15 protein-coding genes and 1 tRNA gene are annotated in these 24,167 nt (G+C 30.9%); 15 read left to right on the top strand and 1 reads right to left on the bottom strand.

What is annotated here, in order from left to right; all coding sequences use genetic code 11:
• Position 1: 1 nt before the first annotated feature.
• The 10 genes from mraY to MHL31_RS07900 all read left to right on the top strand — a co-directional run bounded on the left by mraY (position 2) and on the right by MHL31_RS07900 (position 10,971).
• Positions 2-1,228, top strand: coding sequence for a phospho-N-acetylmuramoyl-pentapeptide-transferase (gene mraY, locus MHL31_RS07945; RefSeq protein ID WP_240228673.1), 1,227 nt, complete (start codon positions 2-4; stop codon positions 1,226-1,228).
• Positions 1,229-1,264: 36 nt separating this feature from the next.
• The gene (murD, locus tag MHL31_RS07940) at positions 1,265-2,653 is read left to right on the top strand and encodes a UDP-N-acetylmuramoyl-L-alanine--D-glutamate ligase (protein ID WP_240228672.1); all 1,389 of its coding nucleotides are present in this window, start codon (positions 1,265-1,267) and stop codon (positions 2,651-2,653) included.
• Positions 2,654-3,847, top strand: coding sequence for an FtsW/RodA/SpoVE family cell cycle protein (locus tag MHL31_RS07935; protein WP_240228671.1), 1,194 nt, complete (start codon positions 2,654-2,656; stop codon positions 3,845-3,847).
• On the top strand, positions 3,831-4,925 hold the full coding sequence (gene murG / locus MHL31_RS07930) for an undecaprenyldiphospho-muramoylpentapeptide beta-N-acetylglucosaminyltransferase (protein ID WP_240228670.1): 1,095 nt from the start codon (positions 3,831-3,833) through the stop codon (positions 4,923-4,925). The genes MHL31_RS07935 and murG overlap by 17 nt, the downstream gene beginning before the upstream one ends.
• Entirely contained in the window at positions 4,926-6,272 is a 1,347-nt protein-coding gene (gene murC / locus MHL31_RS07925; RefSeq protein WP_240228669.1) for a UDP-N-acetylmuramate--L-alanine ligase, read from the top strand.
• Positions 6,262-6,984 carry a cell division protein FtsQ/DivIB gene (locus MHL31_RS07920; protein ID WP_240228668.1) on the top strand — a complete coding sequence of 241 codons (723 nt, stop codon included), beginning with the start codon at positions 6,262-6,264 and terminating at the stop codon, positions 6,982-6,984. The genes murC and MHL31_RS07920 overlap by 11 nt, the downstream gene beginning before the upstream one ends.
• A 3-nt stretch (positions 6,985-6,987) precedes the next feature.
• On the top strand, positions 6,988-8,328 hold the full coding sequence (ftsA, locus tag MHL31_RS07915) for a cell division protein FtsA (protein WP_240228667.1): 1,341 nt from the start codon (positions 6,988-6,990) through the stop codon (positions 8,326-8,328).
• A 52-nt stretch (positions 8,329-8,380) separates the two neighbouring features.
• Complete coding sequence (gene ftsZ / locus MHL31_RS07910; RefSeq protein WP_240228665.1) at positions 8,381-10,315, top strand: cell division protein FtsZ; 1,935 nt, start codon at positions 8,381-8,383, stop codon at positions 10,313-10,315.
• A gap of 121 nt (positions 10,316-10,436) precedes the next feature.
• A complete protein-coding gene (locus MHL31_RS07905; protein WP_240228663.1) occupies positions 10,437-10,886 on the top strand; it encodes a GatB/YqeY domain-containing protein in 450 nt (149 codons plus the stop codon).
• Positions 10,887-10,897: 11 nt separating this feature from the next.
• Positions 10,898-10,971 (top strand) — tRNA-Arg (locus MHL31_RS07900).
• A gap of 164 nt (positions 10,972-11,135) precedes the next feature.
• Here the strand turns inward: MHL31_RS07900 and MHL31_RS07895 are convergent.
• The gene (locus tag MHL31_RS07895) at positions 11,136-12,152 is read right to left on the bottom strand and encodes a LacI family DNA-binding transcriptional regulator (RefSeq protein ID WP_240228661.1); all 1,017 of its coding nucleotides are present in this window, start codon (positions 12,150-12,152) and stop codon (positions 11,136-11,138) included.
• 477 nt (positions 12,153-12,629) lie between these two features.
• On the opposite strand from MHL31_RS07895, the gene MHL31_RS07890 reads away from it, so the two are divergent.
• The 5 genes from MHL31_RS07890 (at position 12,630) to MHL31_RS07870 (ending at position 24,163) form a co-directional block, all read left to right on the top strand.
• Entirely contained in the window at positions 12,630-14,189 is a 1,560-nt protein-coding gene (locus MHL31_RS07890; protein WP_240228659.1) for a sodium:solute symporter family protein, read from the top strand.
• Between the two features lie 49 nt (positions 14,190-14,238).
• Positions 14,239-16,518 (top strand): FAD-dependent oxidoreductase, encoded by a 2,280-nt coding sequence (locus MHL31_RS07885; RefSeq protein ID WP_240228657.1) that lies wholly within the window; start codon positions 14,239-14,241, stop codon positions 16,516-16,518.
• A gap of 78 nt (positions 16,519-16,596) precedes the next feature.
• Positions 16,597-19,674: a TonB-dependent receptor gene (locus MHL31_RS07880; RefSeq protein ID WP_240228655.1), complete on the top strand. Its 3,078-nt coding sequence runs from the start codon at positions 16,597-16,599 to the stop codon at positions 19,672-19,674.
• Between the two features lie 12 nt (positions 19,675-19,686).
• Entirely contained in the window at positions 19,687-21,468 is a 1,782-nt protein-coding gene (locus tag MHL31_RS07875) for a RagB/SusD family nutrient uptake outer membrane protein (RefSeq protein WP_240228653.1), read from the top strand.
• A gap of 121 nt (positions 21,469-21,589) precedes the next feature.
• A complete protein-coding gene (locus tag MHL31_RS07870) occupies positions 21,590-24,163 on the top strand; it encodes a glycoside hydrolase family 2 protein (protein ID WP_240228651.1) in 2,574 nt (857 codons plus the stop codon).
• Positions 24,164-24,167 lie beyond the last annotated feature (4 nt).

The following is a 24,167-nucleotide window of genomic DNA, read 5'->3' as shown; positions in this document are numbered from 1 at the left end:
AATGTTATATTATTTATTCGAATATTTAGACAAACATTATAATTTGGCAGGAGCAGGGTTGTTTCAATACATAACTTTTCGTTCTGCATTAGCTTTTATTGGTTCATTGTTGTTTTCAACAATTTATGGAAAACGAGTTATTAATTATTTACAGCGTAAGCAAGTTGGAGAATCTGTAAGAGATTTAGGTTTGGATGGTCAAGTTGAAAAAGCAGGTACGCCAACTATGGGTGGAATAATAATAATACTTGCAACTCTAATTCCAGTGTTGTTATTATCTAAAGTAGACAATGTGTATATCATTATTTTAATAGTTACAACAATTTGGATGGGAACTATTGGTTTTGTTGATGATTATATTAAGATTTTTAGAAAAAATAAAGAAGGTTTAAAAGGAAGATTTAAAGTTTTAGGTCAAGTTACTTTAGGAATTTTTGTAGGTGCTATGTTGTATTTTCATCCAAATGTTACTATGAAAGAACAGTTACCTCAAAAATTTCAATACGAAACAGAAGCAGGTGTTCCTGTTTTGTTTGCAGACGCACATAAATCAACAAAAACAACTATTCCTTTTTTAAAAAATAACGAATTAGATTATGCAGCTGTGTTAGATTTATTTGGTGATGGACTAAGAGATTATGCTTGGATTTTATTTATACCCATTGTAATTTTTATTATAACAGCAGTTTCAAACGGAGCTAATTTAACTGACGGGATAGATGGTTTAGCAGCGGGTTCTTCAGCTATAATTGTATTAACCTTAGGTATTTTTACCTGGGTTTCGGGGAATATTATTTTTGCTGATTATTTAGATGTTATGTACATCCCTAATTCTGGTGAAATGACCATTTTTATAGCGGCATTTGTAGGGGCTTTAGTTGGGTTTTTATGGTATAACACCTATCCAGCTCAAGTTTTTATGGGAGATACAGGAAGTTTAACCATAGGAGGAATTATTGCTGTTTTGGCAATTTCAGTTCGTAAAGAATTATTGATTCCAATTTTAGCAGGTGTTTTTTTAGTTGAAAATCTATCTGTTATAATGCAAGTAGGGTTTTTTAAATACACAAAGAAAAAATACGGAGTAGGAAGACGCATATTTAAAATGTCTCCACTACATCATCATTATCAGAAATCGGGATATCATGAAAGTAAAATTGTAACTCGTTTTTGGATTGTAGGTATTATGTTGGCTGTACTAACAATAGTTACATTAAAATTAAGATAGCTTTAAAGTAAGGAAAAATTATTTGAGAGAATTATAATGAATAATAGAGGAAATAAAAACGAATATGACGCATCTGTCTTTGCCGGATATAAACACCTTTTAGTGGTGCTTGGAGCTGGAGAAAGTGGTGTTGGTTCTGCTATTTTAGGAAAGCAGAAAGGATATGATGTTTTTGTTTCAGATATGGGAACCATTGCAGAAAAATATAAGAAAGTGCTTCTGGATAACGAAATTTCTTTTGAAGAAGGAAATCATTCAGAGTTAAGAATATTTGATGCAGATATTGTTATTAAAAGTCCTGGTATACCAGATAATATTTCAATAGTAGAGGCTTTAAGACAGAAAAATATTAAAGTGATTTCTGAAATAGAGTTTGCTGCAAAATATACCAAAGGTTTGGTTGTAGGTATTACCGGTTCAAATGGCAAAACCACTACAACAATGCTTGTAAATCATATTTTGAAAAGAGCAAAATTGAGCGTTGCTATGGGTGGAAACATAGGCTTTAGTTTTGCGCAGCAAGTAGCTGAACACAATTTTGATTTTCACGTGTTGGAATTAAGCAGTTTTCAGTTAGATGGCATTGAGTCTTTTGCACCGCATATAGCAATAATTACAAATATTACACCAGATCATTTAGATAGGTATAATTATAAGTTTGAAAATTATGTTGAATCGAAATTTAAAATTACAAAAAATCAAACAGAAAATGATTTTTTAATTTATGATGCAGATGATCCTGTAATTACAAACTGGTTAAAAAACAATGAAGTAAAAGCAACACTTCTTCCTTTTTCAGTAAAAAAGAAATTAGATCAAGGTGTTTTTTTAAAAGATAATAACATACAAATAAAATATAAAACCGAAGAAACAATAATGGAAATATCAACTTTAGCATTAAAAGGAGAACACAATACTAAAAATGCAATGGCAGCTGCAATGACAGCTACATTATTAAAGGTTAGAAAAAATACAATAAGAGAGAGTTTAGAAGATTTTGAAGGTGCAGAGCATAGGCTAGAGCCTGTATTGAAAATTAATGGTGTTCAATATATAAACGATTCTAAAGCTACCAATGTTAATGCTACATATTATGCTTTAGATTGTATGCAATCCCCTACAGTTTGGATAGTTGGTGGGGTAGATAAAGGAAATGATTATTTAGATTTAATGCCATTGGTTAGAGAAAAGGTTAAAGCAATTGTTTGCTTAGGAGTAGATAATCATAAAATAAAGCAAACTTTTAACAATGTAGTAGATTTAATTGTTGAAACTGCAGGAGCCGAAGAAGCGGTTAAAGTAGCTTATAAAATAGCTGAAAAAGGAGATGCTGTTTTATTGTCCCCAGCTTGTGCAAGTTTTGATTTATTTAAGAGTTACGAAGATAGAGGAGCTCAATTTAAACAAGCAGTTAGAGAATTGTAAATGAAAAAAATATTAAAAAATATAGAAGGTGATCGTGCTATTTGGGCTATTGTAGTTTTTATGGCATTGTTGTCGTTTATGCCTGTTTATAGCGCAAGTACTAATTTAGTATATGTTGCTAATTCGGGAACAACAACGTATCATTTAATAAAGCATGTTGTTTTATTATTCTTTGGTTTTTTAATTATTTATGGTGTACACAAAATACCTTATAGGTATTTTAGTGGAGGTTCAGTTTTAATGCTTCCTCTGGTAATAGTTTTGTTAATTTTTACATTGGCAAAAGGTACTGTTATTGGTGGTGCAAATGCAAGTAGATGGATAACCATACCATTTATTGGTGTTGGATTTCAAACATCTACTTTGGCAGGTGTAGTTTTAATGATTTTTGTAGCGCGGTATTTAGCTAAAAATAAAGAGAAAGCAATTAGTTTTAAAGAAAGTCTTTGGCGATTGTGGTTGCCAGTAGCTATTACATTAGCTTTTATTTTACCTGCAAATTTTTCAACCACAGCTATTATTTTCTCAATGGTGTTGCTTTTAACTTTTTTAGGTGGATATCCAGTAAAATATTTAGCTTCTATTCTAGGAATTGGAATTGCATTATTTATGGTATTTGTTTTACTAGCAAAGGCATTTCCAGATTTAATGCCAAATAGAGTAGATACTTGGGTGAGTAGGATAGAAAATTTTTCTAATAAAAACGCTGAAGAAGGATATCAAGTTGAAAAGGCTAAAATAGCAATTGCAAGTGGTGGATTACAAGGAAGAGGTCCTGGAAAAAGTGTTCAAAAGAATTTTTTACCGCAATCTTCATCCGATTTTATATTTGCTATAATAGTTGAAGAATACGGTTTAATATTTGGAGCCTTGACAGTTATATTAATGTATTTATTATTGTTAATAAGAATTTTAGTTGCAGCAAAAAAAGCTACAACTATTTTTGCAACATTATTAATAATTGGCGTAGGTTTGCCAATTATTTTTCAAGCCATAATAAATATGGCTGTAGCTGTAAATTTATTTCCAGTTACAGGGCAAACATTGCCTTTAATTAGTAGTGGTGGAACTTCTATTTGGATGACCTGTTTTGCCATTGGTATTATTTTAAGTGTAACAGCTGAAAAAGAAAAAATTGTAGATAATGAAAGTGAAGAAAACCCTTTAGATATTTTACATGAAGCAATCGATTAATATTATATTAAGTGGAGGCGGAACAGGTGGTCATATATATCCAGCTGTGTCTATAGCAAATGAGCTAAAGGAAAAATATCCTGAGGCTAATTTTTTGTTTGTAGGTGCTAAGGATAGAATGGAAATGGAAAAAGTTCCTCAATCTGGTTACAAAATTGAAGGATTATGGATTTCTGGAATACAAAGAAGTCTGACTTTAAAAAATTTAGCATTTCCATTTAAGTTAATAAGTAGCTTGTGGAACGCTTTTAAAATTATAAGAAAATTTAAACCAACAATTGTAATTGGTACAGGAGGTTTTGCTAGTGGTCCAACATTATATGCAGCAAGTATTAAGGGAGTAAAAACGGTAATTCAAGAGCAAAATTCGTATCCAGGAATTACTAATAAATTGTTGAGTACAAAAGCAGATAAAATTTGTGTGGCTTATGATGGATTAGAGCGATTTTTTCCTGCTCAAAAAATAATAAAAACAGGAAACCCTGTACGACAAGATTTATTAGATATTTCAGCAAAAAAAGACGAGGCAATTAAATTTTTTGGGTTAAAACCTGATAAAAAAACACTTGTAATTATCGGTGGTAGTTTAGGAGCGAGAGCGTTAAATAATTTAATTGAAAAACAGATTGATTGGCTAGTTGGTAATAACATTCAGGTTATATGGCAAACTGGAAAATTATATTATGATGAGTTTAAAAAGTATGATGATATTGATGGAGTACAAACACATGCTTTTTTAAATAGAATGGATTTAACATATGCTGCAGCAGATTTTATAATTAGTAGAGCAGGAGCTGGTTCAATTTCAGAACTATGTATTGTTGGGAAACCAGTAATTTTTATTCCTTCGCCTAATGTTGCAGAAGATCATCAAACAAAAAATGCACTTTCTGTAGTTACAAAAAATGCAGCTTTATTATTAAAAGAATCTGAGTTAAACATGTTTCAAAATATGTTGTTAGAGTTGAAAAATGATGAAGAATTACAACAAAAATTAAGTAAAAATATAAAAGCATTGGCTTTGCCTAACGCTACAAAAGATATAGTAAAAGAAATAGAAAAATTAATAAATAGTTAATTGAATTTAAACAGTATACATAACGTTTATTTTATAGGTATTGGAGGTATCGGTATGAGCGCTATTGCAATTTATTTTAAAAGCAATGGTAAGCATGTAGCGGGTTACGATAAAACGCCTAGTGAAATTACAAATAATCTTCAAAAAATGGCTATTAAAATACATTTTGAAGATACTGTAAATTTAATTGATACTGTTTTTAAAGATCCTAAAAATACAATTGTAGTTTATACACCAGCTGTGCCTAAAAACCATGTAGAATTAAATTATTTTATAGCAAATAATTTTACAGTTTTAAAGCGTTCGGAAGTGTTGGGTGAAATCACTAAAAATACAAATTGTTTGGCGGTTGCAGGTACCCATGGAAAAACTACAACTTCAACAATTTTAGGTCATATTTTAAAAGAGGCGAATACAAATGCAACTTCTTTTTTAGGTGGAATTTCAGAAAACTACAATTCAAATATAATTTTAGGAGGTAATGAGGTTTCGGTTGTAGAAGCCGATGAGTTTGATCGTTCATTTTTAAAACTATCTCCAGATATTGCCTGTATAACTTCTATGGATGCAGATCATTTAGATGTTTATGGAGAGCAGTTGGAATTGGAGAAATCTTTTCAAGAATTTGCTTCTAAAGTTTCAGGTAAATTATTTGTTCGAAAAGGATTGCCAATTAAAGGGCAAACTTATGGAATTGAAGAAAATGCAGATTACAATGCTTATAATATTAGAATAGAAAATGGAGCTTATATTTTTGATGTAAAAACACCAGTTGAAATTTTTGAAAACATAAAAATATACCTACCAGGAAAACATAATGTGCTAAATGCAGTGGCAGCTTTGGCAATGGCTAATCATTTTGGAATTTCAATTGAAGTTATTGCTAAAGCTTTACTAAATTTTAAAGGTGTAAAAAGGCGTTTTACGTATAAAATTAATACTGAAGATCTAGTGTTAATAGATGATTATGCACATCATCCAATTGAAATAGATGCAGTTGTAGATTCTGTAAAGGAAATGTATCCAGAGAAAAAAGTTTTAGGAGTTTTTCAGCCGCATTTGTATAGTAGAACTCGAGATTTTGCAAGTGATTTTGCAAAAAGTTTATCGCGTTTTGACGAATTGATTTTATTAGATATTTATCCTGCTCGAGAGTTGCCAATAGAAGGTATAAGTTCAGCGTGGTTATTGAAGAAAATTTCATGTAAAAAAAAGCAACTTTCTTCAACAGAAAATTTAATTGCGAATGTATTAAAATCTAAAGCACAAATTATCGTTGTAATTGGGGCTGGAGATATTGGATTACAAGTAGAAAATATTAAAAAAAGTTTAATAGTTGAAAATTAATTGGAATTACATAAAGGGATTTTTACTACTGAGTTTGGTGGTGTTTTTGTATGGGTTTTCGCACCATAAACACACTGCTAAAAAAGTGGGGGATATTGTTGTTGAATTTGGGCAAGGAGGTAATCTTTTTATGAATTATGATATGGTTAATAAATTGTTAATACAAAATGGAATACCAGTTCTAAATGAAGCTAAAACTGTTATAGATTTACAAAAACTAGAAGCGAATGTTTTATCACACCCCATGGTGGAAAAAGCAGCTGTTTTCTTAACAGTTGATGGTGTGCTTAAAGCTAAAATAAAGCAGCGTACCCCAATTGCTAGAGTTGTATCTAATGCTGATAGTTATTATATTGATAAACAGGCCAAAAAAATGCCTTTGTCAGAAAATCATTCAGCAAGAGTTTTATTGGTTTCAGGTAATATAATTGATAAAGATATAGATGAAATTTATCTTTTAGTAACAACAATTTTAAACGATGAATTTTTAAAAAAACAAATTGTTGGTGTGCAAAAAACACAAAAAAATCAGTTTATTTTAAAAACTAGAATAGGAGAGCAAGATATTGAAATAGGTGCTATTGATAATTTAGATTCAAAATTTAAAAACCTAAAGTCGTTTTTTAATAAAACAATGGCTGATAAAACAATAGATAAATATACGTCAATAAATTTAAAATATAACAACCAAGTTGTTTGTACAAAAAAGTAGGGTATGGAACATAACGATATTTCAGTTGGATTAGATATAGGAACAACAAAAATTGTTGCTATGATAGGTCGTAGAAATGAATATGGTAAAATAGAGTTACTTGGTACTGGAAAAGCCAAGAGTTTGGGTGTACACCGTGGTGTTGTAAATAATATTACACAAACTATACAATCTATTCAAATGGCAGTAGATGAGGCTGTTGCTGTTTCTGGAATTAAAATTGATGAAGCGGTTGTAGGCATTGCAGGACAACACATTAGAAGTTTACAACATAGCGATTATATTACTAGACCAAATGCAGAAGATGTAATTGATGAAGATGATTTAGATAAATTAGAAAAACAAGTTCATAAATTGGTAATGTTACCTGGAGAAGAAATTATCCATGTATTACCGCAAGAATTTAAAGTTGATGGTCAACCAGAAATTGTAGAGCCAGTTGGTATGTATGGAGGTAGATTAGAAGCAAATTTTCATGTTGTTGTAGGGCAAGTTTCCTCTATTAGAAATGTGGGGCGTTGTATTAAAAGCGCTGGTTTAGATTTAGCAGGTATTACTTTAGAACCTTTGGCATCTGCTGAAGCTGTTTTAAGTGCTGAAGAAAAAGAAGCTGGAGCAGCTTTAATTGATATAGGTGGAGGGACAACTGATTTAGCTATTTTTAAAAATGGAATTATTCGCCATACAGCAGTTATCCCATTTGGTGGAAATGTAATAACAGAAGATATTAAAGAAGGTTGTTCTATAATTGAAAAACAAGCAGAGTTATTAAAAACAAAATTTGGGTCAGCTTGGCCAGGAGAAAATAAAGAAAATGAGATTGTATCTATTCCAGGCTTAAGAGGTAGAGAACCTAAAGAAATTACTCTAAAAAACTTATCAAAAATAATACATGCACGTGTAGTTGAAATTGTTGATCAAGTATTTTTAGAAATTAAAAATTATGGGCACGAAGAGCCAAAGAAAAAATTAATAGCAGGAATTGTTTTAACTGGTGGTGGAGCTAATCTAAAACATTTAAAACAATTGGTAGAATATATAACTGGTATGGATACTAGAATTGGATATCCTAATGAAAATTTAGCAGGAGATTCCGATGAAATTTTTTCAACACCACAATATGCTACTGCTGTAGGGTTGTTAATGAACGGCTTAAACAGACTGGATAAAAAAAATATAAAAATAAAACAACAGCAAGCTGATGAAGAAGAAGTTGTTAATGAAGTAGAAGAAACAGAAAAGAAAGAAGTTGTAGACGAAATTGAAGAACATCAAGAGTCTAAAAAAACAATTTTTGAAAAATGGGCTGATAAGTTTAGAGATTTTTTAGACAACGCAGAATAATAAAATATAAAGAGTAAGAAAAAGAAAAATAACACCAATAAATTAATTAAGTATGAGCAGTTCAGATTTTAGCAATATTTCATTCGATTTACCGAAAAATCAATCAAACGTAATAAAAGTAATAGGAGTAGGAGGTGGAGGTAGCAATGCTGTAAACCACATGTATTCACAAGGAATTGATGGAGTTGACTTTGTAGTTTGTAATACCGATGCTCAGGCATTACAAAACAGTCCAATTCCAACAAAAATTCAATTAGGAGTATCCTTAACAGAAGGTTTAGGAGCAGGAGCAAACCCTGATGTTGGAGAGCAAGCAGCCTTAGAAAGTATTCAAGAAATAAAAGATATGCTTTCTACCAATTCTAAAATGATATTTATAACTGTTGGAATGGGTGGTGGTACAGGAACTGGTGCAGCTCCTGTAATTGCTAAAGTTGCGCGTGAATTAGATTTGTTAACTATTGGTGTGGTTACAATTCCTTTTTCTTTTGAAGGTAAAATGCGTAATAGTCAGGCTCAAAAAGGTATTGAAAGGTTACGTGAATATGTAGATTCTTTATTGGTAATAAATAATAATAAATTAAGAGAAGTGTATGGTAATCTTGGCTTTAAAGCAGGATTCTCTAAAGCAGATGAAGTTTTATCGACTGCATCTAGAGGTATTGCAGAGGTTATAACACACCATTACACTCAAAATATAGATTTAAAAGATGCAAAAACTGTACTTTCTAATAGTGGTACTGCAATTATGGGGTCTGCAACTGCATCAGGAGCAAATAGATCTTTAGAAGCTATTTCTAAAGCATTAGATTCTCCTCTATTAGATGACAATAAAATTACAGGAGCTAAAAACGTATTGTTGTTAATTGTTTCAGGTGCTGAAGAAATTACAATAGATGAAATTGGTGAAATTAACGACTACATTCAATCCGAAGCAAAATCTAATGTAAATATTATAATGGGTGTTGGTGAAGATGAAAATTTAGGAGATGCTATTGCAGTTACTATAGTTGCAACGGGATTTAATAAAGCTCAACAACATGAAATTTCAAATTTGGAAGCCAAAAAAATTATTCATACTTTAGGTGATGAACAAGAGGCTTCTTTCGATTTTTTAGAAAATGATACAGTTAAAACGATGTCAACAACAACGGATAAAACAGCCAATGATACAAATGACGTTGTTGAAGATAAAGTTATTTTTGATTTAGGAGATGAAGAGGAAAATGAAGATGATTTTTCAATTATTCCTACTACAGAATTTATAAAAAATATAGATGTTGTACATGAGGAAATTTCTGTAAATACAATAGATGACGATGATTTTGTAATCACTTCAGTTCAACCAGAAGCTAAGGAGGTAGCACCAATAGTAAAAGATGAAAATGAGAAGCAGATTGAATTAACGTTTGATATGCCACTTCCAAAAAAACCGCAAAAAACTGTTACTCAAGATCAGGAAATTAAAATAAACTCTATTGAGGTAGTTGATCATAAAGTAGTTGAGCCAGAAAAAAAAGTTGAAAAAGATGTTTATTTTAAGTTAGAAGATTACACCGAGTTAGAAAATAATTTAACCAATGCATCAAAACCAGCTGAAAATAAAAATATAGAAGTAGTAAATGAAGAATTAAATCTGACCTTGCGCTCTACTAATAAAACTGAAGTTGATGTAAATGTAAATAACCAAGAGGTAGTTGATCATAAAGAAGTTTCGCCTTTAGACTTAACAATTGCAGAATTACAAAAAAGAGCTAAAGATCGAAGAGAAAAAATGAAAAATTTCAACTATAAATTTATCAATAAGGTAAATAAAAATATTGATGAAATTGAAAAAGAACCAGCTTATAAAAGAATGGGAGTTCAATTAGATAGAACATCACATTCTTCAGAAATTAATCAGTCAAGAACTACATTAGATATTGATGGAAATGATGATTTGAAATTTAGATCGAACAACTCATTTTTACATGATAATGTAGACTAAAAATGTTGCCCAAAGACAGGAATCCTTAGATTAATTTTCTAAGTTTTGAACTCGGAAATCTTTCTTAAAATTAAAGATTTTCGAGTTCTTTTTTTTATCTTCGTGCAACAAAATTTAAATTATGAGTTTACAGCAAAAATTAATGGTTAAAATTAAAGAAGCTATGAAATCTAAAGATAAAATAGCTTTAGAATCTTTAAGAGCCATAAAGTCTGAAATACTATTAGCGCAAACTAAAACTGGAGCAACTGAAGATTTAACAGAAGCAGAAGAAATAAAGCTACTTCAAAAATTAGTAAAACAACGAAAAGATAGTGCAACCTTGTACAAAGAACAAGGTAGAGATGATTTAGCAGCTCCTGAGCTAGCACAAGTTGAGATTATTGCTCAATTTTTACCAGAACAATTAGATCAAGCTGCTTTAAATAAAATTATTGAAGAGATTATAGCAAAAGTTGGAGCAACATCTATGAAAGATATGGGTAAAGTAATGGGTATGGCTTCTAAACAATTAGCTGGTAAAGCTGATGGTAAAGCAATTTCTAATGCTGTAAAACAGTTGTTAGCATAAATTATAATTAGGGCCTCGTGGCGCAACTGAATAGCGCACTGGATTTCGGCTCCAGCGGTTGTAGGTTTGAATCCTACCGGGGTCACTAAAGTTTTTAATGTAGCATTTTAAAATAATGTTATAGAATAGCTAAAGGTGTTGATTTTTGTCAATGCCTTTTTTATTTAACGAAATAAATTATTGGGTTATTAGAATAATTGTTCAATAACACTTTTAATCTTAATAACTAAAATTTAAAAAGTAGGTAGCTTAAATTTTAACAGTGGATTCTCGTATATTTAATTGTCCATTTAAAATAATAGTTTGCGGAATAAAAGTATTGGTACGGTTTTCAATTTGTTCAATTAGTAATTTTGCGGCTTCTCTACCAATGTCTAGAGTTGGTTGGGAAACAGAAGTTAATGGAGGATCAATTAAATCTGCTATTTTAGACTCTGTAAAACCAACAAACGCAATGTCGTTTGGTATGTTATAACCATTTTTTTTGAAAACTTTCATAGCACCAATGGCAGATGGATCATTACAAGCAAAAATAGCATCAGGAATGTTATTATTCTTAATCATGTTTTCAGCAACTCGCATGCCATCTTCAATATTAAAACCAGTAGGTATTATTTTATCTTTTGTAATAGCTATTTTGTGTTTTTTAAAAGCATCTGTAAATCCTCTTGACCTTTCATGTGAAAGAGAAAGTGTTCCTGTACCTTTAAGATGAACAATTTTTTTGTATCCTTGAGTTATTAAATGCTCTGTAGCAAAAAAAGCCCACTTGTAATCATTAAATAATACTTTAGAAGCCTTAAGGTTTTTATTTACACGATTAAAAAGAACAATAGGTAAGCCAGATTCTATTAATTTTTGATAATATTCGGTATTACTGGTTTCACTAGAAATGGATAATAAAAGACCTTCTACCATATTATCTTCTAAAGTTTTAACGTTTTTTAGTTCGGTTTCAAAACATTCATTTGATTGAGTTATTAAAACTTGATATCCCTTTTCAAATAAAATTTCTTGAGCTCCAATAATAACTTCAGGAAAGAAATCATTTATAAATTCAGGGACAACAATACCAATATTAAATGATCTTTTTTGAATTAGTTTTTTAGCCATAGGATTAGGGCGATACCCCATTTCTATTGCAGTTTTTAATATAAGTTCTTTAGTTTCTTTTTTTATGTCATATTTATCATTAAAGGCTCTTGAAACTGTAGAAACTGAAATATTCAATCGTTTAGCAACATCTTTTATCGTTATATAGTTCATAGTTTTATTGAATATAATTAAGAAAAAAATTGATTTTAAAATTGTAGCTTTCCTTTAAAGATATGAATCAAATATAATAAATATACCAATGTGAAAATTATTATGAAGAGTTAATTTTCGGGAACAGACTAAAGTTTTCGGTTAAAATAATTAATAATGCTGTTATGTTTATGTTGTTTATTATGAGGGTTTTATATGGTTTTTTCTTGTTTTATAATGGTTGTTTTTAGGGGTTAATTATAAAAAAAGACTAATATACTTAATTTCCGATAACGTTATCGGAAATCGAAAACGTTTCCGAAAACGTTATCGGTGTTATTTTAAAGACTATATAATCTTACAATATATTTAATCTATATTTTTGATTAAACTAAATTAAACTAGACAATTTTGGGAACTATAGATATCGGTATCATAATTATATTCACAATTCTAATTTTTATTTGTGGTCTTTCTTTTTCCAAATCTGGGAAAAACATGAAATCATATTTTGCTGCAGGAGGTAATTTGCCTTGGTGGATGAGTGGTTTATCTTTATTTATGAGTTTTTTCTCAGCAGGTACTTTTGTTGTTTGGGGATCCATAGCATACGATAGTGGTTGGGTAGCAGTTACTATTCAGTTAACTATGGCAGCTGCTGGATTTGTAATCGGATTTTTTATTGCTCCAAAATGGCGTAAAACAAAAGCTTTAACGGCTGCAGAATTTATAACAAATAGGTTGGGTTATAATACGCAAAAAGTATATACATATTTATTTTTGGTTATTTCATTATTTACAACGGGAGCTTTTTTATATCCAGTTGCTAAGATAGTTGAAGTATCTACAGGTGTACCAATTACTACAAGTATTATAATTTTAGGTATATTAATTCTTATTTATACAGCTGTAGGTGGTCTATGGGCAGTTATAGTTACAGATGTATTACAGTTTGTTGTTCTTACTGCGGCAGTATTAATTGTGGTTCCATTATCCTTAAACAAAATTGGGGGAATAAATGATTTTATTGCAAATGCTCCTGTTGGATTCTTTAATTTAGTAAATGAAGAATATTCGTGGGGATTTATTATTGCTTTTGGGTTTTATAATCTTTTCTTTATTGCCGGGAATTGGGCTTACGTGCAAAGATATACTAGTGTTTCAACACCTAAAGAAGCTAAAAAAGTGGGATGGCTTTTTGGAGCTTTATATGTAATAAGCCCGATTATTTGGATGTTACCTCCTATGATTTATCGAGTGTTAAACCCTAATTTAGATGGGCTTGCAAGTGAGGGCGCTTATTTGTTAATGTGTAAAGAGGTACTACCTGTTGGAATGTTAGGACTTATGCTAGGTGGAATGATTTTTGCAACTTCTAGTTCTGTAAATACAACTTTAAATATTTCTGCAGGTGTATTGACAAACGATGTTTATAAGCATTTTAGACCAAAAGTAACTACACAACAACTTATAAAAGTAGCAAAACTATCAACAGTAATTTTAGGTTTAATAACTATAGTTGTAGCATTATTAGTACCCTTTTTAGGAGGTGTTGTAGAATTTGTTTTGTCTTTGGCTGCTATTACAGGAGGCGCAATGTTTTTACCTCCATTATGGGCTATGTTTTCAAGCAGGCAAACAGGTAAAACTTCCTTATTTGTAACAATAATTGCATTAATTATTAATAGCTTTTTCAAGTTTATAACACCTGAATTATACAACTTTACCTTGAGTAGAACTTTAGAAATGAGTTTTGGAGTAGGTATACCTATATTATTATTAGCTCTAACAGAATTTTATTTTTTCATTAATAAAAGCGATAAGATAGATTATCTAAAATATATAAAAATTAATGAATTACAGTTGGATTCAACAGAGGAAGATTCAACAAAAGGAAATGCAAAAGGAGGCCGTGTTATTGGTATAGGTGTTGCATCCACAGGTTTATTAATCTTTTTGTTGTCTTTTCTAGCTGAAAATGGAGCATTACTTGTTGGTTGTATGGGGTTTTTTGTTATGGTTTTAGGTGGATTTATTATTCATAAAAATTTGAAATAAAAAAGTATTCAAAAAGAATTTAATAATTAAATAAATTACTGAATAAGATATGTTAAAAAAGGACTTTGATATTAATTTAAGAAGTAATAAAACTGTTATAGTCACTTCAGATTTGGTTATAGTAGGTGGTGGAATGGCTGGTGTTTGTGCTGCTATTTCTGCTGCAAGAGAAGGTGTGTCTGTAACTTTAATACAAGATAGACCTGTTTTAGGAGGTAATGCGTCTAGTGAGGTTAGATTATGGATTTTGGGAGCAACTTCACATATGGGAAATAATAATAGATGGTCAAGGGAAGGTGGAATTATAGATGAAATACTAGTAGAAAACATGTATCGTAATAAAGAAGGTAATACTTTAATATTGGATACTATATTATTAGAAAAAGTTCTAAATGAAAAGAATATTACGTTATTATTAAATACTTCTGTATATGAGGTTTCTAAATCAGATTCAACTACAATAAGTGGGGTTTCTGCTTTTTGCAGTCAAAATTCAACAACTTATAAAATTAATGGAAGCCTTTTTTGCGATACTTCTGGAGATGGAATTGTTGGTTTTCAAGCAGGAGCTGCTTTTAGAATGGGAGCAGAAACAAAAGAGGAGTTTGGAGAAAAATTTGCTCCAGATGTAGCTTATGGAGAACTTTTAGGACACACCATATATTTTTATAGTAAAGACGCCGGAAAACCAATAAAATATGTGGCGCCAGAATTTGCATTAAAAGATATTACAAAAATACCAAGATATAAAGATATAAGTGCTAGCTCTCAAGGTTGTAGACTGTGGTGGTTAGAATATGGAGGTAGAAAAGATACTGTTCATGAGTCTGAAAATATTAAAATGGAATTGTGGAAAGTTGTATATGGAGTTTGGGATTATATAAAAAATTCAGGCAATTTTCCAGATGCAGAAAATTTAACATTAGAGTGGGTTGGTACTATTCCAGGGAAAAGGGAAAGTAGACGTTTTGAAGGTTTGTATATGATGAAGCAACAAGATATTATTGAACAACGCCTTTTTAATGATGCGGTTGCTTTTGGAGGTTGGGCTGTTGATTTACATCCTGCAGATGGTGTATATGATAGCAAACCAGGGTGTACTCAATACCATTCTAAAGGGATTTATCAAATACCACTTAGATCTCTAATTAGTAAGAATATTACAAATTTATTTATTGGAGGTCGTATTATGAGTGCAACTCATGTTGCTTTTGGTACAACTCGAGTAATGGCTACAACAGCACATAGTGGGCAATCTATCGGGTACGGTGCAGCTCAATGTATTAAAAATAAATTATTGCCTAAAGATTTAATTGAAGATAAGGAAATAGCTCAGTTACAGCAAACCTTAAATTTGAATGGGCAAAGTATTCCTGAAATCCCTATAAATCAAGAGGGTAATTTGGTTAGAAATGCAACTATAACTACATCTAGTTCTTTATGCTTGGATGGTTTTTCTGGTGATAATGGCTGGTGTACTTTAAAAACAGGGGTAGCGCAATTACTACCTTTACAAGCTGGAATCAACTATAAGTATTCTTTTTATTTCTCTTCAAAAAAAAATACGTCAATACAAGTTCAACTTAGGATTTGTAAAAATACGGGCTACTATACACCTGATGTTATTTTAAAGGATATTGAGATTCAGTTACAAGAAGGAGAGCAGGAAGTTAGTTTTTCTTTTGATACCATTTTAGAAACAAATCAATATGGGTTTATAACTTTTTTAGAGAATGATAGTGTTTTAATACGTACTAGCAAACAGCGTGTTACAGGCGTAATGTCTTTATTTAATGGTGAAAATAAAGCAGTTAACAATAATGGTAAACAAGTACCTCCTGATAATATTGGAATTGATACATTTGAATTTTGGATTCCACAACGTAGACCTCAGGGGCAGAATCTAGCATTTTCAATAAGTCCTGCTTTAGAGGTGTTTAATAAGGATAACCTGTTTAATGGTTTTGTTAGGCCTTATCTTGGTACTAATGCTTGGGCTGCAAACTTTAATGATGAACAGCCTAAAATTACCATAAAATGGGAAAAGATTCAAAATATAAATTCAATCAAATTATTTTTTGATACTGATTATGACCACGCCATGGAATCTTCTCTTTATGGTCATCCAGAAAATGTAATGCCTTTTTGTGTAAAACACTTTAAAATAAAAGATGAAGAAGGTAATGTAATATTTGAAAAAGTTGATAATCATCAAACAATTGTTACTGCCTCATTATCCGAAACTGTAAAAACAAGAATACTCTATATAGAATTAGTTTCTTCTGAGAAAAATATACCCGTGTCATTATTTGAAGTATTTATAGCATAATATATATGAATTTAAAGGGATGTGCTTAATAATTAAAGCATTAACCAAAAAATATTATTAACAACTAAATTTAAACATATGAGGAATATTAAATTATTAATCGCCACATTATTGTTTTGCACTTTTGTACGTGCTCAACAAAATACAGTTTCAGGGCTGGTGTTGGATGAATCTAACATGCCAATACCTGGCGCAAATATAATTGCAAAGGGCACAGCCACGGGTACACAAACAGATTTTGATGGAAAGTTTTCTGTAACACTTTTGGATGGTAATGAAATTATTAAAGTATCTTACATAGGATATGTAACTCAAGAAATAAATATAAAAGGAAAAAATGAAATAATAATAATTCTTAAGGAAGATGTTTCACAACTAGAAGAAGTTGTGGTAGTAGGTTATGGAACACAATCTAAAAAGGATATTACTGGATCTGTATCAGTAGTTTCTGGAGACGATATTGCTTCTAGAAGTACTTCTAACGTATCTAATGCATTACAAGGTGCTGTTGCGGGTGTTAGTGTAACCAGAAGTTCTACAGAGCCAGGAGCAGGAAATACAATAAAAATTAGGGGAATAACTACTTTACAAGGAGATAGTAGTCCTTTAATTTTGGTAGATGATATCCCAGTTGCAAGTATTAATGATGTAAATGCTGCAGAAATTGAATCAATTTCAATATTAAAAGATGGTGCTGCTGCTGCTATTTATGGGTCAAGAGCAGCTGCTGGTGTTGTTATTATTACTACTAAAAAAGCAAAAACAGGAAGTTTTAAAATTGATTATACAGCTGAGTATGGTATTAATAAACCAACGGAAATTAGAAAAAGTGTTCAAGCTGTACGTTATATGGAAATGTTTAACGAATCTATTTGGAATGATAATAATAATTTGGTTAATGAATTTAGCACTTATGATCCTGAAATAATTGCAAATTATGCAAGCCTAAATGCTCAAGATCCAGATAACTACCCAGATACTAATTGGAGGGAGTTAATACTTAAAGAACAGTCAGAAACTACAAGACATAATTTATCGCTTTCTGGAGGAACTGAAAAATTAAAAACGAGTGCAAATTTTGGTTATGAATATCAAAACGCCTTATATGCCAATAGAGATTGGAAACGTTATACAGGAAGAATTAATAATGAACTTCAATTATCCGATAAAATTGGTGCTGTATTAAATATAGCATTTAAGCAGACAGATGAAGAAAAACCTCTTACCGATCCAACTAACTATGCTATTAATTATGGTACAGTTTATCCAGCTTTATGGGAGGATGGAAGATTAGCTGATGGAAAAACAGGAGATAATCCTTATGCAACTTTGTTATATGCAGGTACGCAAGAAACAAACAATACATTGGTTTATGGTAAATTCGGTTTGTTTTTTAAACCAATTGAAGATTTAAAAATATCTGTTAATATAGCTCCTAACTACGAATTTACGAAATATAAAAGTTTTCATAATTCAATACCTTATTGGGGGTCTGATGATCCTGATAAATTACAAACGCCATCTTATATTTTTGGTAGTGCACCATCAGATAGAGATTTGATAGAGTCTAGAACTACAGAAAAAACCATAACTACACAAGCTCTTGTTGAATATAGTAAACTATTTGGAAATCATAGTATAGAGTCAGTATTTGGTGTTGAAGAGTATTATAAAGAAACCGAAGCTTTAAAAGTAAGAGGAAATGAATTTATTAGTAATGATTATCCATATTTAAGTCAAGCTCCAGTAGACAAAGTGTTTGATAATGGATCTAGTATTTCAGAAGTGGCTTATAGTTCACTTTTTGGAAGAGTTTCTTATGACTTTAATAAAAAGTATTTTCTTCAAGGAACTTTAAGAAGAGATGGGTCTTCTAGATTTGGAAAAGATTATAGATGGGGTACGTTTCCATCGTTAGCTGCCAGTTGGGTAATTTCAGAAGAGGACTTTATGAAAAATGTTGCACCTATTGATTTCTTAAAATTAAGAACATCGTATGGTACTTTAGGGAATGATAGACTAGGGAACTATTTGTATGCTTCGGTATTACAGTTTTCTGATGTTTTGATTGCTAATGGTAACAGTGTTGAATCTGTGCGTTCTGCTGCACAAACCTTTTTTGCTGTTGAAGATATTACTTGGGAAACCACAGTAAGTAAAAACATAGCCATAGATGCTAATATGTTTGATGATAGGCTCTCTTTAACAGCTGAATATTTTCAAAAGGAAACATCAGATATGCTTTTAAGCCTAAATATTCCATCACTAAGTGGATTTATAGACCCTACTGTAAATGTAGGAGATATGAAAACAACAGGGTGGGAAGCTTCTATTGGTTGGAATGATGTAATTGGTGATTTAAAATTTTCTGCTTCGGCCAATATATTTGATTCAAAATCAATTCTTGGTTATGTTTCAGATAAACGTTTATTTAGTAGTAATAAACTGTCTGAAGAAGGTTTAGAATTTCAATCTTGGTACGGATATGAGTCAGATGGTATATACCAAACTCAAGAAGAAGTAGATAATTCAGCGGTTACTTCAGGTGTAGTTTCTCCAGGAGATATAAAATATGTAGATCAGCTTACTGTTGATACTGATAACGATGGTATACCAGATAAAGGAGATGGTGTTATTAATACAGATGATCAAGTAGTTTTAGGAGGTTCTTTACCAAGATACCAGTATGGAGCTAATATTTCTTTAGGATATAAGGGGTTTGATTTAGGAATGACTTTTCAAGGAGTTGGGAAACAAAAGTTTTACTTAAATCCAAATACTTATGTAAAAGCTTTTGATGCAGGTAATTCACCACGTGAAATTGTAGATGGGAATTATTGGAGTGTTTATAATACAATCGAAGAAAATGCTGCAGTAGACTATCCTAGGTTAGGTTTTAATAACCAAAGTAACAATCTTAGATTTTCCGATTATTGGCTTAAAAATGGAGCTTATTTAAGACTTAAAAATATTACTCTTGGCTACACTTTACCTAGTGATGTAATAAACAAAATAGGTATTTCAAAACTACGTGTTTATGTATCAGGAAATGATTTATTTTCTTTCGATCATTTGCCTAATGGTATTGATCCTGAGCAAGTAGGTTCTTATTTAGTAACAAAAACTTTTTTATTAGGCTTAAAAGTTAATTTATAAAATATATTAATTATGAAAAAACATATAAATAATGTTGCGATGTTAATTGCAATTATATTCATAGTATCATCATGTGTTGAACTTGATTTGGATCAACAAGATGCCGCTAGTTCTGAGAATTGGTATCAAACAAGTGAACAATTTAGGCAATCTTTAAACGAAGGGTATAGACCAACTTTTTTCCCTTCAGATGGAAATGATGGAGCTTATAACCCAGGTTGGGATGATGATGTAAATTACCGTACAAATTTAGGACCAATTAAATCGGGTACCGTAGATTCAAATTATAGTAGAGCTAAAAATGATTGGACTAATATGTATAAGGCAATTACAAGAATGTTAGCAGTTCTAGAACAAATTCAAACCCAAAATGGTGTTTTAACTCCTACAGAAAAAGAAGAATATGAGGGAGAAGCTAGTTTTTTTCTAGGAGTATATTGGACATACCTAATTACGCATTATGGCGATGTACCTTTTTATGATTCGTCTATTACAGTTGATGAATCATTTACCATAGAAAGAACAGATAAAGCTTTTATCCTTCAAAAAATTTATGAATATTTTGATGTTGCATCTCAAAATTTGCCGGTAAGTTATTCGTCAGGCATGGAATATGCTACAAAAGGTGCTGCTCTTGCATTTAAGGCGCGAGCTGCTTTATATATGGGAGATAATGCAACGGCTGCGATAGCTGCAAAGGCTTGTATGGATTTAAATGCTTACGAATTACATCCTAATTTTGAAGAATTATTTTTATCTTCCACAAAAGAGTCTAAAGAAATAATATTTAAATTGCCTAGAAGTGAAGAGTTTTTACAAACTATTAAAAGTAATTTTATTCTTTATATGATTCCTAGGAATGAAGGAGGGTATGCTAGTGTTATTCCAAGTTGGGAATTATTAGCTTCTTTTGAATGTGTGGATGGTTTGCCAATAGATGAATCTCCTCTTTTCGACTCCCATAATCCATTTAAAAACAGAGACCCTAGATTGTTGGCAACTATAGTGCCTTTTGGATCGTTAAAAGATGGTGATGGTCTATCTCCAGACTCTGGAAGTAGACATATGGCTAGAGAGTATAATCCTCACCCAGAACATACTAGAGTTTTTAATTACTTAACAGGCTCTGAAGAAACAAATAAAGATACCAAATCCAATCAAAATTTTTGTAGTTTTAATGGTCTGCTATTTAAAAAAGGAATTGATAGTGATTGGGCAGATAAAATTGCTGCGAACGATTTAATTTTAATGCGTTATGCAGATGTATTGTTAATGTATGCAGAAGCTAAAATTGAATTAAATGAGATTGATGCATCGGTTTTAAACGCTATTAATGAAGTAAGAGATCGAGCTTATGCAAATTCAGACTTTGAAAATCCTACAGTAGTAGCAACAGATCAAGCTAAACTTAGATACATTGTTAGAAATGAAAGACGTTCTGAATTAGCGGGTGAATGGCTTAGATATATGGATTTAATACGTTGGAGATTGGCAGATGTTATTATGGATGGTGGCCATACATATGGTTTAGCTCCAATTGCCGCAAATGCAGATCCTGATGTAATACAAGAAAATAGTGATTTAATGGTTAATGTTGTTAATCCAGGTAATTGGTTTTGGGGGGTAACACCGCAAATAGATGAAAATGGGGTAGCAGATTTTATGCCTTTGGTTGATGCTGGATTAGCTCAAATATTAACAACAACATCTTTTCCTTCACATCAATATTTATGGCCAATACCAGATGATGAGAGAAGACTTAATCCTAATTTAACGCAAAATGAAGGTTATTAATTTTTATAATATATTATAGTTTGGTTTATTGAGCCTAAGGGGTTATAAGATATTTATAATCCCTTAGCTTATTAATTTACAACCAATTTAAAATATCGTTTATTACTAAATAAAATAAAATATGGTAAATAGTTTCACAATTGTTAAAAAATCAATTTTAAGAACTTCTATTTTAATAGCATTTTTATGTTCTATTGTAACAAATTTAAGTTATGCACAACACAATCAAAAAATACCATTAAATGGGGAGTGGTCTTTTAAAATAGATCCGTATGCACAAGGAGAATCTTTTAAATGGTTTGCAAGTAATGTAAATACTGATTCTTGGGATACTATGGCTGTTCCTGGAAACTGGGATTTGGTAAATGAATATGCCGAATATGTGGGAGATGCTTGGTATACCAGAACTTTTACTGTTGAAGAAATACAAAGTACAGAGCAATTGCGTTTAGTATTTCAATCTGTTTATAACGATTCAAAAATCTGGGTAAATGGACATTTAGTAGGTGAAAATAATTTTGGTTTTTTACCTTTTCATTTTGATATAACAAAGTTTTTAAATCCAGAGGGTGAAAATAGGTTAACAGTATTGGTTAATAACGTTTTTAAAAGTGGAGCTATGTGGAATTGGGGTGGTATTAGACGACCTGTTTGGTTGGAGTTAACACCTAAAACACGTATTGAATTTCAGCATATAGATGCTATTCCAGATTTAAAAAAAGGGAATGCAGCATTAAACGTAAAAATAGTTAGTAGTAATTCTAGCGATATTTCTAAAAAGGTAGTTTATAATATAAATATTAAAAGTAATGGAAAGGTTGTAGCTAATGGTAAAGTAAAAGCAACAATACCTGCAAATACAAATAAACACATTGTTAATTGGTCTTATAAGTTATCAAAATCTAAAGTTAATTTATGGCATTTTGATTTTCCTAATTTATATGAATCTATAGTTACTTTATCTGAAAATGAAGAAATTTTACATGCAAACTCTGATAGATTTGGTATTCGAAAAATAGAAATAGATGGATTACAATTACTTTTAAATGGTGAAAGTATTCGTCCTGTAGGATTTAATGTGGTTCCAGAAGATAGATTTACAGGTAATACGCTACCTATGGAACGTATTAAAGAAGATGTAGATTTAATGAAAAGTTTGGGAGCAAATATGGCTCGACTAAGTCATGTAAATTTACCTAAAGAATATATAGATTATTTGGATGAAAAAGGAATTTTAATTTTTGAAGAAGTTGGACTTTGGGGGAAAGATGTATTAGTAGATCCTGAACATCCAAAACCAAAAGAATGGTTGCGTAAAATTATTGAAGTAAAATACAATCATCCAGCAATTGTAGGTTGGAGTGTAGGGAATGAAATAGGGGGTTTGTCTAAAAATCCAAAAGCACACAGCTATATAAAAGGAGCCATCGAAATGGTAAAAGGTTTAGACCCTAATAGATTAGCGACTTACGCTTCTAATACGGCTGCAGGTTCTCCTAATGATGCCGCAAAATATACCGATTTAGTTTTGATAAATGCTTATAAAAATTGGGGAAATAGATTAGATCGTACATGGAAAAATCATAAGAAACCAATTTTCATGTCTGAGTTTGGTGAAGTGCTAAATTCTGAAGATCCAAGTTTAGGTAATATTCCTGCTGAAAAAATAATGAATGAGCTACGAAATAAAGAATATGTTTTAGGAGGTTCTTTATGGACTTTTAATGATTATAGAAGTGATTATCACGGTGTAGATGGGTGGAAAACACCTCCTTCACAAAATAGAGCTTGGGGAGTTGTAACATCTTTTAGAGATAAGAAAAAGGGGTTTTATAGTATTCAAAAAGAATTTAGTCCGATAAAAAAATTAGTTGTGTCTTCTATAAATACAACAAATGGAACTGCTAAAGTAACCATTCAACCAAGAGAAAAGTTAGACGTTCCTGCAAATGTATTGAGAAACTATAAAGTACAGTATACTCTTTTTAATTCGGATTTTAAGCCAGTTGAAACAAAAACACAACTTGTTAAAACTATTTTTCCTGGAGATAAAGCATTTGATGTTTTTTTAGAATGGAGTGCTAAAGAAAACTTAAGTATGATAGAAGTTAGTTTCTTAGATCCGCAAGGTTATAAAGTTCATACAGACCTTATAAAGTTTCAAGTTCCTGAGCAGCCTGTCATAACATTTGTAAATACAGCCAACAGTGGTATTCGTATTTTTTATGATAAAAGTAAAGATGCAGAAGCGTATTATGTTCGATATGGAAAAGATAGTTTAACTTTTAATACTAAAGAAACAACCAATAATTTTATTGATGTTGAGGATAAAAAAATAAAACAAGGTCAGGTGTGGAAATATCAACTCATCGCTGTAAACAATAGAGGAGAGAGTATTCCTTCTAAAGCAAAAGAACTAACAAAAGATGAAGATGAATTACCACCAATTATTTGGAATACAAAACATACCCAAAATGGTGTTTTTATAGCTTATAGTGTAAGTCCATACGATTATTTATATGAAATAGTTTATGGTACAAGTCCTAATAAGTATGATTATAAATTAACAACCAAAGTACAAGGAGTGCTTAATATTCCTAATATTAAAAAAGGAACTCCTATTTATTTTAAAATGAGAGTTATTAAACAATGGGGATTTGCCAGCGAGTGGACACAAGAGTTAAAAAGTGAATAATGTT

It is taken from the genome of Lutibacter sp. A80, assembly GCF_022429645.1.
Taxonomy (GTDB): domain Bacteria; phylum Bacteroidota; class Bacteroidia; order Flavobacteriales; family Flavobacteriaceae; genus Lutibacter.
The sequence above is the reverse complement of the archived record's forward strand: the minus strand, read 5'-3'. Positions and strand labels throughout refer to the sequence as shown.

Excerpts from the sequence above, each read along its gene's own strand:
- ftsZ (WP_240228665.1), top strand. The coding sequence starts at position 8,381 with ATGAGCAGTTCAGATTTTAGCAATATTTCATTCGATTTACCGAAAAAT.
- murD (WP_240228672.1), top strand. The coding sequence starts at position 1,265 with ATGAATAATAGAGGAAATAAAAACGAATATGACGCATCTGTCTTTGCC.
- MHL31_RS07890 (WP_240228659.1), top strand. The coding sequence starts at position 12,630 with ATGAAATCATATTTTGCTGCAGGAGGTAATTTGCCTTGGTGGATGAGT.
- MHL31_RS07885 (WP_240228657.1), top strand. The coding sequence starts at position 14,239 with ATGTTAAAAAAGGACTTTGATATTAATTTAAGAAGTAATAAAACTGTT.
- MHL31_RS07895 (WP_240228661.1), bottom strand. The coding sequence starts at position 12,152 with ATGAACTATATAACGATAAAAGATGTTGCTAAACGATTGAATATTTCA.
- MHL31_RS07875 (WP_240228653.1), top strand. The coding sequence starts at position 19,687 with ATGAAAAAACATATAAATAATGTTGCGATGTTAATTGCAATTATATTC.
- MHL31_RS07905 (WP_240228663.1), top strand. The coding sequence starts at position 10,437 with ATGAGTTTACAGCAAAAATTAATGGTTAAAATTAAAGAAGCTATGAAA.
- MHL31_RS07880 (WP_240228655.1), top strand. The coding sequence starts at position 16,597 with ATGAGGAATATTAAATTATTAATCGCCACATTATTGTTTTGCACTTTT.
- MHL31_RS07935 (WP_240228671.1), top strand. The coding sequence starts at position 2,654 with ATGAAAAAAATATTAAAAAATATAGAAGGTGATCGTGCTATTTGGGCT.
- MHL31_RS07870 (WP_240228651.1), top strand. The coding sequence starts at position 21,590 with ATGGTAAATAGTTTCACAATTGTTAAAAAATCAATTTTAAGAACTTCT.
- murG (WP_240228670.1), top strand. The coding sequence starts at position 3,831 with ATGAAGCAATCGATTAATATTATATTAAGTGGAGGCGGAACAGGTGGT.
- mraY (WP_240228673.1), top strand. The coding sequence starts at position 2 with ATGTTATATTATTTATTCGAATATTTAGACAAACATTATAATTTGGCA.
- ftsA (WP_240228667.1), top strand. The coding sequence starts at position 6,988 with ATGGAACATAACGATATTTCAGTTGGATTAGATATAGGAACAACAAAA.